This is a genomic window from Paenibacillus sp. P5_B5 (genome assembly GCF_056400365.1).
The window spans coordinates 46,360-63,597 of record NZ_JBFULK010000023.1; the positions used below are offsets into that span (position 1 = coordinate 46,360).

Annotated in this window: 18 protein-coding genes; 17 read left to right on the top strand and 1 reads right to left on the bottom strand. The window is 40.8% G+C overall.

Translation table 11 applies throughout. The annotated features are described in order from the left end of the window. The first annotated feature begins 352 nt into the window (after window positions 1-352). The 7 genes from nadA (at window position 353) to cysK (ending at window position 7,560) form a co-directional block, all read left to right on the top strand. Entirely contained in the window at window positions 353-1,291 is a 939-nt protein-coding gene (gene nadA / locus AC1DOK_RS22445) for a quinolinate synthase NadA (RefSeq protein ID WP_477556552.1), read from the top strand. 57 nt (window positions 1,292-1,348) lie between these two features. Then, entirely contained in the window at window positions 1,349-2,986 is a 1,638-nt protein-coding gene (gene nadB / locus AC1DOK_RS22450; protein WP_477556533.1) for an L-aspartate oxidase, read from the top strand. Continuing rightward, window positions 2,973-3,845: a carboxylating nicotinate-nucleotide diphosphorylase gene (nadC, locus tag AC1DOK_RS22455; protein ID WP_477556534.1), complete on the top strand. Its 873-nt coding sequence runs from the start codon at window positions 2,973-2,975 to the stop codon at window positions 3,843-3,845. The genes nadB and nadC overlap by 14 nt, the downstream gene beginning before the upstream one ends. Further along, on the top strand, window positions 3,842-4,606 hold the full coding sequence (locus AC1DOK_RS22460; RefSeq protein ID WP_477556535.1) for a type III pantothenate kinase: 765 nt from the start codon (window positions 3,842-3,844) through the stop codon (window positions 4,604-4,606). Before nadC ends, AC1DOK_RS22460 begins: the two co-directional genes overlap by 4 nt. Before the next feature lie 36 nt (window positions 4,607-4,642). Continuing rightward, window positions 4,643-5,515, top strand: coding sequence for an Hsp33 family molecular chaperone HslO (gene hslO / locus AC1DOK_RS22465; RefSeq protein ID WP_477556536.1), 873 nt, complete (start codon window positions 4,643-4,645; stop codon window positions 5,513-5,515). A gap of 24 nt (window positions 5,516-5,539) precedes the next feature. After that, window positions 5,540-6,496 carry a peptidylprolyl isomerase gene (locus AC1DOK_RS22470; RefSeq protein WP_477556537.1) on the top strand — a complete coding sequence of 319 codons (957 nt, stop codon included), beginning with the start codon at window positions 5,540-5,542 and terminating at the stop codon, window positions 6,494-6,496. A 125-nt stretch (window positions 6,497-6,621) separates the two neighbouring features. Then, entirely contained in the window at window positions 6,622-7,560 is a 939-nt protein-coding gene (cysK, locus tag AC1DOK_RS22475) for a cysteine synthase A (RefSeq protein WP_477556538.1), read from the top strand. Between the two features lie 92 nt (window positions 7,561-7,652). Here cysK and AC1DOK_RS22480 read toward each other — a convergent pair whose 3' ends face one another. Next, the gene (locus AC1DOK_RS22480) at window positions 7,653-8,363 is read right to left on the bottom strand and encodes a hypothetical protein (protein WP_477556539.1); all 711 of its coding nucleotides are present in this window, start codon (window positions 8,361-8,363) and stop codon (window positions 7,653-7,655) included. Between the two features lie 166 nt (window positions 8,364-8,529). Here AC1DOK_RS22480 and AC1DOK_RS22485 point away from each other — a divergent pair, with 166 nt between their 5' ends. The 10 genes from AC1DOK_RS22485 to lysS all read left to right on the top strand — a co-directional run bounded on the left by AC1DOK_RS22485 (window position 8,530) and on the right by lysS (window position 16,844). Further along, window positions 8,530-10,176, top strand: coding sequence for an anthranilate synthase component I family protein (locus AC1DOK_RS22485; protein ID WP_477556540.1), 1,647 nt, complete (start codon window positions 8,530-8,532; stop codon window positions 10,174-10,176). A gap of 18 nt (window positions 10,177-10,194) precedes the next feature. Beyond that, entirely contained in the window at window positions 10,195-10,755 is a 561-nt protein-coding gene (pabA, locus tag AC1DOK_RS22490) for an aminodeoxychorismate/anthranilate synthase component II (RefSeq protein ID WP_477556541.1), read from the top strand. Between the two features lie 13 nt (window positions 10,756-10,768). Further along, entirely contained in the window at window positions 10,769-11,659 is an 891-nt protein-coding gene (gene pabC, locus AC1DOK_RS22495; protein ID WP_477556542.1) for an aminodeoxychorismate lyase, read from the top strand. Then, a complete protein-coding gene (gene folP / locus AC1DOK_RS22500; protein ID WP_477556543.1) occupies window positions 11,656-12,489 on the top strand; it encodes a dihydropteroate synthase in 834 nt (277 codons plus the stop codon). The genes pabC and folP overlap by 4 nt, the downstream gene beginning before the upstream one ends. A gap of 36 nt (window positions 12,490-12,525) precedes the next feature. Then, window positions 12,526-12,903, top strand: a complete 378-nt coding sequence (folB, locus tag AC1DOK_RS22505; RefSeq protein WP_477556544.1) for a dihydroneopterin aldolase — start codon at window positions 12,526-12,528, stop codon at window positions 12,901-12,903. Continuing rightward, entirely contained in the window at window positions 12,900-13,415 is a 516-nt protein-coding gene (gene folK, locus AC1DOK_RS22510) for a 2-amino-4-hydroxy-6-hydroxymethyldihydropteridine diphosphokinase (protein ID WP_477556545.1), read from the top strand. Before folB ends, folK begins: the two co-directional genes overlap by 4 nt. Further along, window positions 13,400-13,627, top strand: a complete 228-nt coding sequence (locus AC1DOK_RS22515) for a helix-turn-helix domain-containing protein (RefSeq protein WP_477556546.1) — start codon at window positions 13,400-13,402, stop codon at window positions 13,625-13,627. The genes folK and AC1DOK_RS22515 overlap by 16 nt, the downstream gene beginning before the upstream one ends. A gap of 4 nt (window positions 13,628-13,631) precedes the next feature. Then, entirely contained in the window at window positions 13,632-14,624 is a 993-nt protein-coding gene (gene dusB, locus AC1DOK_RS22520) for a tRNA dihydrouridine synthase DusB (protein WP_477556547.1), read from the top strand. 150 nt (window positions 14,625-14,774) lie between these two features. Continuing rightward, window positions 14,775-15,251, top strand: a complete 477-nt coding sequence (greA, locus tag AC1DOK_RS22525; protein WP_477556548.1) for a transcription elongation factor GreA — start codon at window positions 14,775-14,777, stop codon at window positions 15,249-15,251. Window positions 15,252-15,350: 99 nt separating this feature from the next. Continuing rightward, window positions 15,351-16,844, top strand: a complete 1,494-nt coding sequence (gene lysS, locus AC1DOK_RS22530) for a lysine--tRNA ligase (protein ID WP_477556549.1) — start codon at window positions 15,351-15,353, stop codon at window positions 16,842-16,844. The last annotated feature ends 394 nt before the right edge of the window (window positions 16,845-17,238 follow it).

Here is a 17,238-nt window from a genome sequence, read left to right on the forward strand (position 1 = left end):
CTAACTCCTATTCGTATCTCTAAATGAATGGCACTTCAACAGTCTGGTGTAACCAGCTTTGAAGTGCCATTTTTTATAAGAAAGTATAAGTTTCACACTTATCTTGACTCTTATATACATTAAGATACGCGAACCGTCTTATAAAGATGGTGCAACCGTTTCTTCTTGTCTCCTCATTTCCATACAACTATAGATAAATTGTGTCTCTTCAAGGATGTTAAGCAGTTTCTTCAGGTTGACAGTACACAAGGATTTTGTGTAAATTTAGTTGTGAACTTATCATCGTAAGACTTAGCAGTTTAATATAATATTTATATAGATTTGTTTTACTGACTGGAGGGATTGTTAAATGATGGATGCACTCGCGTTAGAACGTAAGGCGCAGCAGAACCGGGAGCTTAAGGAACGTTTAATACAGCTCAAGAAGGAACGTAATGCAATCATATTGGCTCACTACTATCAACGGGATGAAATTCAAGAGGTTGCTGATTTTAGAGGGGACTCATTCTTACTTGCTCAGAAAGCAGCACAAACAGATGCTGATGTAATCGTGTTTTGTGGAGTCCATTTTATGGGTGAAAGTGCTAAGATTCTAGCACCCAATAAGACTGTGATTATTCCTGATGAACGTGCAGGATGTCCAATGGCGGATATGGTGAATGTGGATGGTTTACGAGCTCTAAAGAAACAGCATCCAAATGCCAAAGTCGTTGCATACATTAATACTTCTGCAGAAGTCAAAGCCGAAACAGATATTTGCTGCACATCAGCTAATGCACTGAATGTAGTAAATTCGGCTGATGCAGAGGAGATTATCTGGGTACCCGATAAAAATTTGGGTGACTACGTATCTAAATTCACAAATAAGAAGATGATCATTTGGGAAGGGTACTGCAACACCCATGATATGTTGACTGTCAAAGATGTAGAGGAAATGAAGCTGAAGTATCCAAATGCACAGTTTGTCGTTCATCCGGAATGTCGACCTGAGGTTGTAGCGCTGGGTGATTTTGTTGGTTCAACTACAGCTATTATTAAATATTGCAGAGAGTCAGAATGTCAAGAATTTATTGTTGGGACAGAAGACGGCACTGGCTATCAGCTGCGTTTAGATAGTCCGAATAAACAGTTTTATTTTGCCACTAAATATTTGGTTTGTCCGAATATGAAAGTGAATAACCTGAAGAAGGTTGTTCGTTGTTTAGAAACTATGCAACCAGAAATTCATGTGCAACAACATGTTGCAGATCAAGCAAGACTATCGCTAGAACGTATGTTACTAGTTAAGTAGAGTTAATCTGCTCTCATAAATAAATAATCGAATTCGCAAGCTTTGGAGATGAGAAGAGTGATTCCAAGATATTTAGTTGATGTTGAATTGGGCTCTTTACCAGTAGTTAATACCGATGTCATTGTGATAGGTTCAGGAATAGCAGGATTATTTACAGCAATTAAGGCGAGTAAAGAACATCGCGTACTGATGATTACAAAGAAATCGTTGCTTGATTCGAATACGCAGCACGCCCAAGGAGGGATAGCTGCGGTTATTTCGGACGATGATTCACCTGAATATCATTTACAGGATACACTAATGGCTGGCGCGGGCTTATGCTCACGTGAAGCAGTAGATGTACTTGTACATGAAGGCCCTAGTGGTGTAAAGGATTTAATTCGTTTTGGTACGGAGTTCGATATTGAGGATGGCGAGCTTGCTCTAACTAGAGAAGGTGCACACAGTCAGCGTAGAATCCTACACGCGCATGGTGATGCTACTGGCGCAGAAATTGTACGTGCTTTATCGGAGAAAGTGAAGAGTCACTCCAACATTGAACTGTGGGATGATCACTTTGTGATCGATCTACTAACGGAACCGAATGGCGTATGCATTGGGGCACTTGTACAGAAGCAAGATGGTAGCAAAGTTATTGTGCTTGGTAATGCTACAATTCTATGTACAGGTGGGGCAGGGCAGTTGTACCGTTACACGACAAACCCTGACGTTGCAACTGGGGATGGCATTGGACTTGCTTATCGTGCAGGTGCAATTATTCAGGATATGGAATTCATCCAATTCCATCCGACTTCACTCTGTTACCCTGGCGCACCGAGATTTTTGATCTCCGAGGCTGTACGAGGCGAAGGAGCTTATCTACGCAATATACGTGGAGAACGATTCATGGAACGCTATCATCCGCTCCTTGAGCTTGCGCCACGTGACATTGTGGCACGAGCAATCGTATCCGAGATGGAGGCAACCCGCTCAACCTATGTGTATATTGATGTAACACATGAATCTGAGGAAATGGTGAAACACCGGTTTCCGACCATTTACGAATTCTGCATGACATTTGGGTTAGACTTATCAAGTGACTGGATTCCTGTTGCTCCAGCTGCTCACTATATGATGGGTGGTATTCAAACCGATCTTCATGGTGAAACAAATGTGAAGCGGCTGTTTGCTTGTGGTGAGGTGTCTTCAACAGGGGTACATGGGGCGAATAGGCTTGCATCGAATTCCTTGTCAGAAGCAATTGTTTTCGGTCGACGTATTATCGAGCGAATTCAATCTTTAGCTCCGCTTACTGAGCGAGACAGTATGATTGCATCACTTGTGACTGATGTTAATAAGCGTACAGATATACCGACACAGCCTATCGTTGAACGCAAGCTTAAGCTACAGAAGGTCATGCTAAGACAAGCTGGACTTAAGCGGTCGGCTCAAACATTATATAAAGGCTTGGATGAGTTATCGAGACAGCTAGCTATTTTCAATAATTACTTAACCAGACGAGAAGAATATGAATTTGCCAATTTGTTGACATGCGCGTTGTTAACAACGCAAGGAGCATTGAAACGTGAAGAAAGCCGTGGCGGTCATTATCGCGAAGATTTCCCGGATCGTGATGATGCACAATGGCTTAAACATATTCAATTTGTTAGAGAGCAAGAAATTTTAGAGGAGTCGATTGTGGATGCGCAACCTTAAGCTTGATTTAGTCGTTAATAATATAAGAGCCTGGCTGGCAGAAGATGTTGGTACAGGAGATGTATCTGCATTGGCAACTATTCCAGCGGATCATACATCCAAAGGGATTATTCATGTCAAAGAAGACGGTATCGTATGTGGCTTACAGATCGCAGCGCTTGTGTTTGCTGAGATAGATTCCGCATTACATTTCGAGCCTCAGAAGCAAGATGGTGATACGGTTGTCAAAGGTGATGTATTAGCCGTTGTTTCGGGAAGTACACGAAGTATTCTCATAGGTGAGCGTTTAGCACTTAATCTTCTTCAACGTTTGTCTGGTATTTCGACTAAGACACGTGAATACGTTAATGCACTTGAAGGATTATCGACAAGACTTGTCGATACCCGCAAGACAACACCAGGTCTTCGTCTACTTGAGAAATATGCTGTTCGCGTCGGTGGTGGCTATAACCACAGATTCGGGCTTTATGATGCCGTGATGATTAAAGATAATCATATCAAGGGTGCAGGCGGAATTACGAAGGCTATTACTGCTGCGAGAGAAGAAATTCCACATACGATGAAAATTGAAGTTGAAGTGGAAAGCTTTGACCAATTAGATAAAGCGATTACCGCCGGAGCAGATATTATTATGCTTGATAACATGTCAATTAGTGATATGAAAGAAGCAGTTCTAATCATTCGTACAAGAGCTCCACATGTTATTATCGAGGGCTCAGGTTCAGTGACGCTTCAGACAATTAAGAACTTAGCAGAGACAGGTGTCGATGTTATTTCTGTAGGAAGATTAACTTATTCTGTGACTGCACTTGATATTTCACTTGATCTCAATGAGCGCAAAGGCGGTGCGCTTAAATGATTTTGGTGGTGGATGTAGGGAATACTAACATTGTGCTTGGTCTATATAAGCAGAGGGAACTGATACATCACTGGAGATTAAGTACGAATCGATCTGCTACATCTGATGAATATGGAATAATGGTATATAATCTTTTTGGTTATGCCGATATTAAATTAGAAGAGATTGAAGGCATCATTATTTCTTCAGTTGTTCCACCATTGATTTATGCGCTCGAGAATATGTGTAAGGATTATTTTCACAAAACGCCATATATCGTTGGCCCAGGTATCAAAACAGGATTAAACATTCGCACAGATAATCCTAAGGAAGTCGGTGCTGATCGAATCGTGAACGCAGTTGCTGCCTTAGAATTATATGGTGCACCTTGTATAATCGTAGATTTTGGTACAGCGACTACTTATGATTATATTGATGATAAGCATCAACTGATTGGTTCAGCTATTGCTCCAGGCATAGGCATTTCGACTGAGGCACTTTATCAACGAGCAGCTAAGCTTCCAAGGATAGAACTCGTCAAGCCCAAAAGTGTGATCGGAAGAAATACGGTTACAGCAATGCAAGCAGGAATTATTTATGGATACGTATCTCAGGTAGACGGAATTGTGACACGAATACAGGAAGAATTTGATGTTAAAACTAAAGTAGTTGCAACAGGAGGATTAGCGGAATTAATCGCGTCCGAATCGCGTACAATTGATGTTGTGAACCCACTACTGACTTTGCAAGGATTGCAAATGATTTACGAAAAGAATGTATAGAAATTGTAACTACTAGCTAGGAGTGACATCGATTTCATGAATGATTATATGGTTAGGGGTACAGCGCTCGAAGGAAAAGTTCGAGCGTTTGCCGTACAAACGAAGCAGATGACGCAGGAATTACATCAAAGACATGGCACAACACCTACAGCAGCGGCGGCACTTGGGCGTACCGTTGCTGCGGCACTTATGATGGGTGCAATGCTTAAAGGTGAAGAGAAACTAACGATTCAGATTAAAGGTGGCGGACCAATAGGGCAGATCGTTGTTGATGCCAATGCCAGAGGTGAAGCAAGAGGATATGTATCAAATCCTGAGGTTGATTTGCCGCTGAATTCCGTAGGCAAGCTCGATGTAGCTGGAGCTGTTGGTACAGATGGTACTTTATATGTAATTAAAGATCTTGGTCTGAAGGAACCTTACCGCGGTTCTATTCCTATCGTATCAGGAGAACTCGCTGAAGATTTTACGTACTATTTTGCTAAGTCAGAACAAACTCCCTCTGCTGTCGCATTAGGTGTTCTTGTGAATGTCGATTATACCATTAAAGCAGCTGGAGGCTTTATTATCCAGTTGATGCCCGGTCTTACCGATCGAGAAATAACCGACATTGAGCAGCAACTTTCATCTATACCTTCTATGACAACAATGCTTGATCGGGGATTATCGCTTGAACAGATTCTTCATGAAGTATTACCCTCCATACAAATATTAGAGACTTCAGAAGTTCACTTTAATTGTAGTTGCTCTAATGAGAGAATTGAACAAACCTTGATGACCTTAGGTAAGGCTGAACTTCAAAGACTATTAGATGAAGGTGAAGAAACAGAAGTGGTTTGTCATTTTTGTAATGAGAAATACGTTTATTCAGAACAGCAATTGCAGGTATTAATTGATAAATTAGATTGACTAAGGCGGCGGCATTTAAAGGATATGAACAAGGCGAACAAAGTATTATGGAGTGTTATCGGGGGGTTAAGCTTAAGTACAATCGTTCTTCTGTTCCTGCTACTGATGAATTTGAGTTCTAGTGAGCCAAGTCATTCCAAGTTAGGTGATGCAGAAGGACGTTTGGAATCGAATAAAGTAATTGCACAAATCGGAGATGTCCAAATCACATTAAGTGATTTACATGACGATTTAGTTCGCAGCTATGGAGCTGAATTACTTAACCAACTATTAAATAACCACGCTATCCGTATTGAAGCTGAGTCTTTAGGGATTTCTGTATCCAAGCTTGAGATTGAAACAGAGCTGCAAGCGATGAGTGTTGGTTATGATAGTATGGATGAGTATTATCTTGCTATGAAAAAACAACTTGGATTATCCCAAGCAGACTTGTACAAAGATGCTGAATACAAGCTTTTGCTTGATAAAATCGCCACACGCAATATTACGATCACTGATCGTCAAGTCGATGATTACATAAAGACTCATAAGGATGAATTTAAAGTCCGCAAAGAATTTCATATTCAGCAAATGATTCTAGCGAGTCAAGAGCATGCTGATAAGGCCCTAAAGGAACTTAACAAAGGGGAAACATTCGCTATACTCGTACGTGATCGATCAATAGATGATACTACAGCTTCTAATGGTGGTGATCTAGGCTGGGTCATGGATGACGATCCATTCATTCACCCTGAAGTACTAGAAGCAGCATCCAAACTGCGCTCAGGTAAATTAAGCGGGATTATTGAATTAAACAATGGGAATTACGCGATAATTAAATTACTCGACCAAAGAACAGTAGCACAAGAGGATGAAGCTGTAACCAAGGAAAAAGTTCGTAAACAATTGGCGCTGCAAAATGCACTTCCTATTAAAGAAGTTGTTCAAGAACTTAGGAAGAAGCATGGTTCGGTTATCTTAGATAATCGTTTCCTGCCTTAATAATAAGAATATTCTAACGTCACCTATTGACACTTTCAGATGGCCTTAATATAATAATAATCAAATACCAACTAAATTAATCGGAAATATAGTTATTTAATGTTTATATGAGGAGGAATTGGGTTATGGCAAAGCTTGTACAAAGTGTTACGGAGTTAATTGGAGATACACCGATTGTTCGCTTAAACCGTGTAGTACCTGAAGGAAGTGCTGAGGTTTATGTGAAGCTAGAGTATCAGAATCCTGGTTCTAGTGTGAAGGATCGAATTGCTATCGCAATGGTAGAAGCTGCTGAACGTGATGGTCTTCTTAAAGCTGGTGATACAATTATCGAACCAACTAGTGGAAACACGGGTATTGGTCTTGCGATGGTAGCAGCAGCAAAGGGTTACAAAGCAATCCTTGTTATGCCAGAAACAATGAGCTTGGAGCGCCGCAACTTACTTCGTGCGTATGGTGCTCAGATCGTTCTTACACCAGGCGCTGAGGGTATGAAGGGTGCAATTGCTCGTGCTGAAGCGATCCTTTCAGAGAATGATAACTACTTTATGCCACAGCAATTCAAGAATATTGCTAATGTCAAGGTTCATCAAAATACGACAGGTCCGGAAATTGTGGAAGCAATTAATGGTTATGATGGTAAGCTTGATGCATTTATTTCGGGTATCGGTACTGGCGGAACAATTACAGGTACGGGTGCTGTATTGAAAGAGAACTTCCCTGACATTCGAATTTACGCAGTAGAGCCTGCAGCATCACCTATTCTATCTGGCGGTAAACCTGGTCCTCATAAAATTCAAGGTATTGGTGCAGGGTTTATACCTGATATCTTAGATACACAAATTTATGATGAAATTATTCAAGTAGAGAATGAGGCTGCATTCGAAACTTCACGAATTGTTGCACGAGAAGAAGGTATACTAGGTGGGATTTCCTCTGGTGCAGCTATTTATGCCGCTTTAAAAGTAGCTAAGGAGCTTGGAGCAGGCAAGCGAGTACTTGCCATCCTACCAAGTAATGGCGAACGTTATTTGTCCACTCCGTTATATCAGTTTGAAGATTAAGATAGATACAACATAAATGTTAATAACAAGGGCTACCCCGATGCGCTTCGACGCGAAGGTAGCTCTTTTTTGTTTCCGCGAGCCTTATTTATTCATTTAATAAGTAGTTGTTTAGCCAGTTGTACCATCTTATCATGTACCTCTTTATTGTTCTTGCTTGCATCGACTTGATACCCAATTTGATAAAATAGTCCGTGATGATAATATACAATCTCATTTGCTGCTGTGCCGGTAATGCCTATGGAATTATCCTTTGCATCATAATTATAGTAATGATAAGTATAGGCTCCATTTGTTGTAATGATCGTGTGATAAAGTGATGTGTTATCGTCGATGGATTCTACTTTAACCTGATTACCCAATAAGTCTTTTGTAATTGTCTTTTCGACAATATTAGAGAAGGGATCCTTACTAAGTTGTGCAATATTTACGATGAAGAATGATTCTCCTGTTAAGTCGTATTCATTCTTAGTTAAATAAGTAAGCTGGAGCTGATATAGCTCCTCATTCGTTTGGTTGTCTTTCGTTGTAACAATGAAAGCTTGTTCGAGATCCACCTTAAAGGGTAGATCAGATGAGTTGACTGCATGAATATTGTGAGCCATCGCTTCGGGCAATTGCTGTAAGCCTTCTTTAATTGAAACGGGCTTGTAGTAGGTATTATTTTTGAAAATTTCTCTGATCGGTTGATAACTTTCACTATCTGCAACTCCCGAACCCTGTACTTTGACAAACTCTTGCGACTCGCAACCACATAATGCGATTAAGGTTATGAATATAAGGATTCTTATGGGATAAGACATATTTATCCTCCATTTCATTTAGAATGATCTATTACTTCATAACACAACTAATGAAAATTAACAATTGGTACTATTTCATTTATATGAGCAAATGAAGTATACTTAATAACAATTTTAAATAAGAGAATGTGGAACTATTTGTACCTGAATTGGGGGAAGTTTAGCGGTGAATGTAACAAGGCTTGCAGATTGGTATATGTGGATGGATACTGGGGATTATACCGTACTTCCGTTTGTTAAACGTGTCGACTGGGAAGGAAGTAAAGAGATGCTTTCTCTTGCTTCATGGGAGGAGGCATGGCGTCAAGCAACACCTGAATCATTCGTGCTTGAGAGTGGTAAAGGTGGGCGTTATACATTCCTTGGTATTAAACCACAGTCAATCATCCGTGGAACAATAGAGGAAGCAGAGATTTGGGGTGTTAATCAAGCTATAAATAATCGAACGAATGATGACAATCAGATGTTATTGCATGATAGGGTTCAGATGAAGCCACTTCAGGCTGTTAAGCAATGGATGAAACCATACATTTCACCCAAAGTCACTGGAGCACCTAAATTTATTGGGGGATGTGTTGGCTTCTGGGGTTATGATGTCGTTCGCTCACTTGAACGGTTGCCGCTCAAGGCTAATCGCGATGTTGAAGTGCCCGATTATGCATTTGGACTTTATAATCAGGTTTGGGTGATCGATCATGAGCAGTCTGCCTTATATATCGCAGTCCATACGAATGTTACGTCAGATCTGCAAGGTAGTCGTGAAGCGATAAGCCACGCTTATGATCAAGCAGAGCAAGCTTCGTTCGACATGTTAGCTCAGTGGGAACAATTCGTTCAATCTACTTTTTCTAAGGAGTTAAGGCAGGCTCGTGAAGAACTGTTCCAGAACGAGAAACTGGCACGGGATGAGCAGCTTGATATTGATATGGAGACGCTCCCCAATCTGACAAGAGCATTTCCGAGAGAAGAGTTTGAACAAGCAGTAGAGAAAATTCAAGCCTATATTGCTCAAGGGGATGTATTTCAAGTTAATTTGTCCGTGCGTCAAAGCAGTGAACTACAATCATCTGCAGAACATATATACGAGTGGTTGCGCATCATAAATCCTTCACCATACATGGGGCTTATGCGCTTTCGTGATTTTACGCTTGTGAGTGCTTCTCCTGAACTACTTGTGCAGCTAGAGGATTCTAAGCTGAGGACAAGACCCATTGCGGGCACAAGGCCGCGCGGAAACACACCTCAAGAGGATCAGAAGCTTGCTGACGAACTTATATCGAATGATAAAGAACGTGCTGAGCATGTGATGCTTGTTGATCTCGAACGAAATGATCTCGGACGCATTTCGAAGTTTGGTAGCGTCAAAGTAGATGAATTCATGGTGATTGAATACTATTCGCATGTTATGCATATTGTTACGGAAGTTCAAGGTGAATTAGCGGAGAATAAAGATGCGTTTGATGTTATAGCTGCGACATTCCCTGGTGGTACGATAACAGGTGCACCTAAAGTGCGGACGATGGAGATCATTGAAGAGTTAGAGCCAGTTGGTCGCGGTCCTTATACAGGTTCAATGGGATGGATTGACTATAATGGAGATATGGAATTTAATATTATTATACGAACACTCTTAGCTAAACAGGGAATCGGTTATGTTCAAGCAGGAGCTGGTATAGTTATTGATTCTGTTCCAGCCAAGGAATACACAGAATCGCTTAACAAAGCTAAGGCAATTTGGAAGGCAATTAAATACAGTGAATATATGACAAGCAGAGTAAAGAATGAGACTCAGGTAACAATGGGAGAGTCATGAGCGGAGGATGAGCTAGGGATGATTTTAGTAATTGATAATTATGATTCATTCACTTACAACTTAGTACAATATTTAGGTGAGCTTGGTGAGCAGCCAGTTGTTTACCGCAATGATGAAATCGATATTCAGGGGATTGAAGCACTTAACCCTGATCGTATACTCATATCACCAGGACCATGTACACCTAATGAAGCGGGTATATCACTCGCAGTTATTGATCATTTTAAGGGTACAACACCGATATTTGGAGTCTGTCTAGGGCATCAGTCCATTGGACAAGCATTTGGTGGAGAAGTAGTACGTGCAGCAAACCTGATGCATGGCAAAACTTCTGAAATTCATCATGATGGTAAAACGATATTCGAGGGAATTCCGTCACCATTTACAGCAACACGCTATCATTCCTTGATTGTCCGTAAAGAGACTTTACCGGAGTGTCTGGAAGTTAGCGCGTGGACAGAGGATGGAGAGATTATGGGACTTCGACATAAAGAGTATAAGATTGAGGGTGTTCAATTTCACCCAGAGTCTATCTTAACGAATTCAGGCTTGCAGTTGCTTCGCAATTTCATTGGTTAAGGGAGCAATCGCAATGATAATTAGCTTAAATGGGCTTTGTATAGAAGAAAGAGAAGCTGTGGTCTCTGTTTATGATCACGGTTTTCTTTATGGAATGGGCTTGTTTGAAACTTTTCGCACCTATAACGGGCAGGCTTTCTTACTCGAGAAGCATATGGAACGGCTTGATCGGGGTTGTAAAGAGCTTGGTATTCGGTTTATGCCTGATCTGGAACGAATTCGCCAGCAAGTGAATGAATTGTTAGAGGCTAATGACCTATCAGATGGTTATTTTCGTTATACAATTACTGCGGGTACTTCCATACTGGGTCTACCTGGAGATGAAGCATATGAACAACCAACGGAGATTTTATATGTGAAGGGATTACCTCCTAGAGATGAGAAGTTATATCTAAATGGGAAGCCGTTGCAGCTGCTTAAATTGAATCGCAACACACCTGAAGGATTATATCGATTAAAATCATTGCATTATATGAATAATATTCTCGCCAAGCGTGAACTTTCCAGATATCCATGGGCTGTAGGTGCTGAAGGATTGATGCTTACTGAAGATGGTTATCTCGCCGAGGGGATTGTATCGAATCTATTTTTCTTCCGAGAAGGTATTCTCTATACGCCATCGCTTGATACAGGCTGTTTACCCGGTGTAACAAGGGATCTAGTTATAGAATTAGCTGGTACCTTGGGAATTGAGCTCGTAGAAGGATTATTTACTTGGGATCATTTAGTAAGCGCTGAAGAAGCGTTCATTACAAGTTCGATTCAAGAACTAGTGCCAATCAACTATTTATATACACCAGATCATGTGAAAATTAATTTCAAGAGAGTGAATGCTTCAATTCCTGAGACACAAACGAAACGATTAATGGAGCACTATCAACAACGCATAGGAAGTGTTATATGATACGAACTCTTACGTATGAAACAAATCAGATAGAATTAGGCCGCAAAACACTCATAATGGGTATTCTTAATATAACACCAGATTCATTCTCTGACGGAGGCACTTATAATTCGGTTGAAGCGGCGGTTAAACGTGCATTTCAAATGGTCCAGGAAGGTGCGGATCTAATTGATGTTGGCGGTGAATCGACTCGTCCTGACTCAGTGGAAGTGAGTGAGCAGGAGGAGCTTGATCGAGTCATCCCCGTTATTAAAGCCCTAACAGCTGCTAAATTACCTGTGCCTATATCGATTGATACGTATAAAGCTGAGGTTGCCGAACAAGCTATGCAAGCAGGAGCATCGATTATTAATGATGTATGGGGATTTAGAAGAGATCCTCATATAGCTAAAGTAGCAGCGAGGCATGCATGTCCCGTTATTCTAATGCATAATCGTCAAGAAGCTATCTATAATCAGTTTCTCCCTGAGGTCATATCAGATCTTCAAATCTCTATCTCCATTGCGCGTCAAGCCGGTGTAGCTGACCATAATATTGTGCTTGACCCCGGAATTGGGTTTGGCAAAACATATGAACATAACTTATGGCTAATGAACAATCTTACGCCAATTACCAAGCTGGGTTATCCGGTTCTACTCGCTACTTCTCGCAAGAGTATGATTTACCGGACACTTGATCTGCCAAAGAATGATTTAATTGAAGGAACAGCCGCAACTGTAACACTTGGGATTATGCAAGGCTGTGATATCGTACGTGTTCACGATGTGAAGGAGATTAAGCGGACTGTAATTATGACCGATGCCATCGTTCGGAATCAATTTAATTACTAACGTACTAATTTAGTTATGAAGGGATTTAGATCAAGTATGGATAAGATTATTTTGTCGAAAATGGAGTTTTACGGATATCACGGCGTTTTTCCTGAGGAGAATAAGCTCGGTCAACGATTCTTTGTTGATGTCGAATTGAGAATGCCGCTTAACAAGCCAGGTCTCAGTGATCAGATGGAGGATAGTGTAAGCTATGCCGACGCTTATGAAGTCATTAAACGAATTGTCCTCGGTAAGCCTTTTAAGTTGATTGAAGCTTTAGCGGAAGCTATTGCTTCAGAATTGCTCCATCTTTATAATATGATTAATGAAGTAATGGTTCGCGTTAATAAGCCGCATCCACCTTTTGATGTTCATTGTCAAGGTGTAATGGTTGAAATAACTCGTAAACAGTCAGGAATTGAACTGTCATGATTCCCTCTAATAGAGATACAACAGATACAGTAGCTTATATTGGACTTGGTTCCAATATGGGGGATCGTGAAAGCTATTTGCAGCAAGCAGTAGAAAGATTAAACGAACATCCACAGATACAAGTCATTGCATCGTCTTCTATTTATGAAACGGAGCCTGTTGGTTATGCCGATCAAGCATCTTTTTTGAATAAAGTAATCAGTGTATGCACATCTCTAACTTCGCATGAATTGCTTTATTTTATGCTTCATGTGGAAGCTGAGCTTGGCAGAGTACGTGATATTCGTTTTGGTCCACGCACAGTAGATCTAGATTTGCTGCTATATGGTGATCAGCAGATGAATACAACAGATCTTATACTTCCACATCCACGAATGGAGGAGCGGGCATTTGTATTGATTCCCCTTGTTGAAGTCATGGCTCTAGTTGATGCAGAGAGAGCTGCATTATATCAGAAAATACAAAACACTTGTCAGGGGAAAGAAGGGGTTATGTTGTGGACAAAGACGTAATCGCAAGACGTGTTAGAGCTTACCGCAAACTGAAGGGACATACGCAAGCTGAACTTGCTGATTTACTTGGTGTCTCTATGGCCGTATTAGGCTCCATTGAACGAGGAACAAGAAAACCTGACTTACGAATCTTACAGCGAATTTCTTCCGCTCTTCATATAGATCTTGAGGAACTTCATACTTCTAAGTCCGGTAATGTAGAAAGAGGTTGATAACATGTTAAAAATAGGTGGTGTAACTGCACCGAATCAAGTCGTTCTTGCTCCAATGGCAGGTGTATGTAATCCGGCTTTTAGATTAATCGCCAAGGATTTTGGCTGTGGTTTAGTTTGTGCTGAAATGGTAAGTGATAAAGCCATTTTACATGGCAACGCTAAATCGCTTGAAATGCTATTTGTAGATGAAAGAGAGAAACCTCTCTCATTACAAATTTTCGGTGGTGATACAGAAACTCTTGTTGAAGCTGCTAAAATTGTGGATCAGCAAACGAATGCGGATATCATCGATATCAATATGGGCTGTCCTGTTCCCAAAATCACGAAGAATGAAGCGGGTGCTCGTTGGTTACTTCAACCTGCCAAAATTGAAGAAATGATTCGAACGGTTGTAGCGAACGTGAGTAAACCGGTTACAGTTAAAATGAGAATTGGTTGGGATGACCAGCATATTTATTTGCTTGATAATGCAAAAGCGGTGGAACGTGGTGGTGGTTCCGCGGTAACTGTTCATGGCCGGACTCGTGAGCAAATGTATACAGGACATTCTAATTGGGACATGATCCGTCAAGTAAAGGAAACAATCTCAATTCCAGTTATCGGGAACGGCGATATTATAACTCCAGAGGATGCAAAACGAATGCTCGACCAAACAGGCTGTGATGGCGTAATGATCGGTCGTGCAGCTCTTGGTAATCCATGGATGCTGTATCGTACAGTTGAATATTTATCAACGGGTCAATTACTAGACGAACCTACAGCACAAGAAAAAATGAGGATAGCTATTCTTCATATGGATCGTTTGATTGATCTTAAAGGTGAACGTGTAGCTGTTAAGGAAATGCGCAAACATATGGCGTGGTACCTTAAAGGTTTAAGAGGAGCTGCTCGAGTAAAAGATGCGATAATGGAGCAAACCACTCGTATGGGAATGGCTGAAATACTTGAGAATTTCTCCAACTCAAGCGAGTTAGCTGGAGCTGTCGCAGATTGACATTTGAATACCATTGCAATATAATCAGTCAATATAAAAATCAGTTTTATTTTCCAGTCATCACCAGACTTGGTTGTAATATATTAAGGTAAGCGGTTTAACTGGAAAATCCGATATTAAAAATTATTTATATGACGGGAGACTGGACAAATGGCTGAAAAAGAGGTCATTCTCACGCAAACAGGCTTACAGAAGCTTGAAGAGGAGCTTGAATACCTCAAATCGGTAAAGCGCCGTGAAATCGCTGAAAGAATTAAAGTGGCGATCGGTTATGGGGATATCAGTGAAAACTCCGAATATGAAGATGCTAAGAATGAGCAAGCATTCGTTGAAGGTCGTGTAATTACACTTGAGAAAATGCTTCGTAATGCTCGAATTATTAACAATGACGATGTAGATACGGATGTTGTAAGTGTTGGATCTATTGTGACACTGAAAGACTTAGAATTTGGTGATTCAATAGAGTACACAATTGTCGGAACAGCAGAATCGGATCCATTTCAGAATAAAATTTCGAATGAAAGCCCAGTTGGTAAGTCCATTATTGGCAAGCAAATTGGGTCGATTGTGGATGTACAGGTACCTGCAGGTGTAATCCAATACGAAATTATGGAAATTAAGAAGTAATCCGTTCTCATCCATAACCTGCTTTCTGAAAAGCTTCCTTTGGAAGCTTTTTCGGTTATAAGCTGTTATAAACCGCAAGATAACATGAGGAGTGAAATCATGAGCGAATTAGAATTAAACGAACTATTACAGATTAGACGGGACAAATTGGACGAGCTACGTGGAATGGGGATAGACCCATTTGGAGCTCGTTTTGAACGTACTCACCAAGCTGGAGCTATTCTTGATAGTTATAATGACTTGAGTAAAGAAGAACTAGATGAGCAAGCAGTTGAAGTTGTACTTGCTGGTCGTATTATGCAAAAACGCGAAATGGGTAAAGCTTGCTTTGCACATTTACAAGATATTACAGGAAAAATTCAAATTTACGTGCGCCAAGATGCGATTGGTGAAGCTAAATATGCTGCTTTTTCCATTCTGGATATTGGTGATTTGATCGGTGTTAAAGGGGTCGTGTTCAAAACTAAAACAGGAGAAACATCTGTAAAAGTAACTGAGTTAGAAGTATTAACTAAGTCTCTTTTGCCGTTGCCTGATAAATTCCATGGACTGAAGGACGTAGAAATGCGCTACCGCCAGCGTTATGTTGACTTAATTATGAGTCAAGACGTTCAGCGTACGTTTATTACACGTTCGAAGATTATTCAATCGATGCGTCGTTATTTAGATTCACTTGGTTATTTAGAAGTTGAGACACCGACTTTACACGCGATTGCTGGAGGTGCTGCTGCACGTCCTTTTAATACGCATCATAATGCGCTTGATATGGAGTTACATATGCGGATCGCAATTGAATTGCATTTGAAGCGTCTTATTGTAGGTGGACTTGAGAAAGTATACGAAATTGGTCGCGTTTATCGTAATGAAGGGATTTCTACACGTCACAATCCTGAATTTACAATGATCGAGCTTTATGAGGCATACGCTGATTATAAAGATATCATGAAATTAACTGAGGAGCTTATTGCCCATATTGCTTCTGAGGTGCTTGGAACAACCAAGGTCACTTATGGCGAATATGAGGTTGATTTGACGCCAGCTTGGCGCCGAGTTTCTATGGTTGATGCTGTTAAAGAAGTGGTTGGTGTAGACTTTGGCGTTCAAATGACGAATGAAGAAGCACATCAATTAGCACGTGAACATAAAGTTCCAGTGGAGCCCCATATGACATTCGGACATATTCTGAATGCTTTCTTCGAGCAGTTTGTTGAAGAGACGCTTATTCAGCCGACATTCGTATTTGGTCACCCAGTGGAGATTTCACCACTTGCGAAGAAGAATCCGGTTGATCCACGCTTTACGGATCGCTTTGAGCTATTTATTGTTGCGCGTGAACATGCCAATGCATTTACTGAACTAAATGATCCGATCGATCAGCGTGAACGCTTTGAAGCTCAGCTGCTTGAGCGTGAGCATGGTAATGATGAAGCACATGAAATGGATAATGACTTTATCCGTGCGCTTGAATATGGTATGCCACCAACGGGTGGGCTCGGAATTGGCGTTGATCGATTGGTCATGTTACTAACGAATTCACCATCGATTCGTGATGTACTGCTCTTCCCACATATGAGAGATCGCCAAGGAGAATAAAAGAGTTTGAATTACAGTGGCTTCCAGACAAGAAGTCGCTGTAATTTTTTACAAATAAAAAAATGTGCAAAAGGGCTTGCAATGACCAATTGACCTGTGTTATCTTATTTAAGTCGCCGCTGAACAACACGGCAACACACGAGAAACACAGCAACAAATTGTCCTTTGAAAACTGAACAACGAGTGAAGAAAAAGTGATTTTTGCCCGCGAAGGCAAAATATCATACAAGAGGTTATTAACCTCAAAAACGTTGAGAGAACGAGCGCTTCGGCGTGAGTGATCAAGACAAGCTAGCAAGAAATTTTGAGCAATCAGCTCTAATTATAGCAAATCAACTTTGGTTGATGAGCACTTTAATGGAGAGTTTGATCCTGGCTCAGGACGAACGCTGGC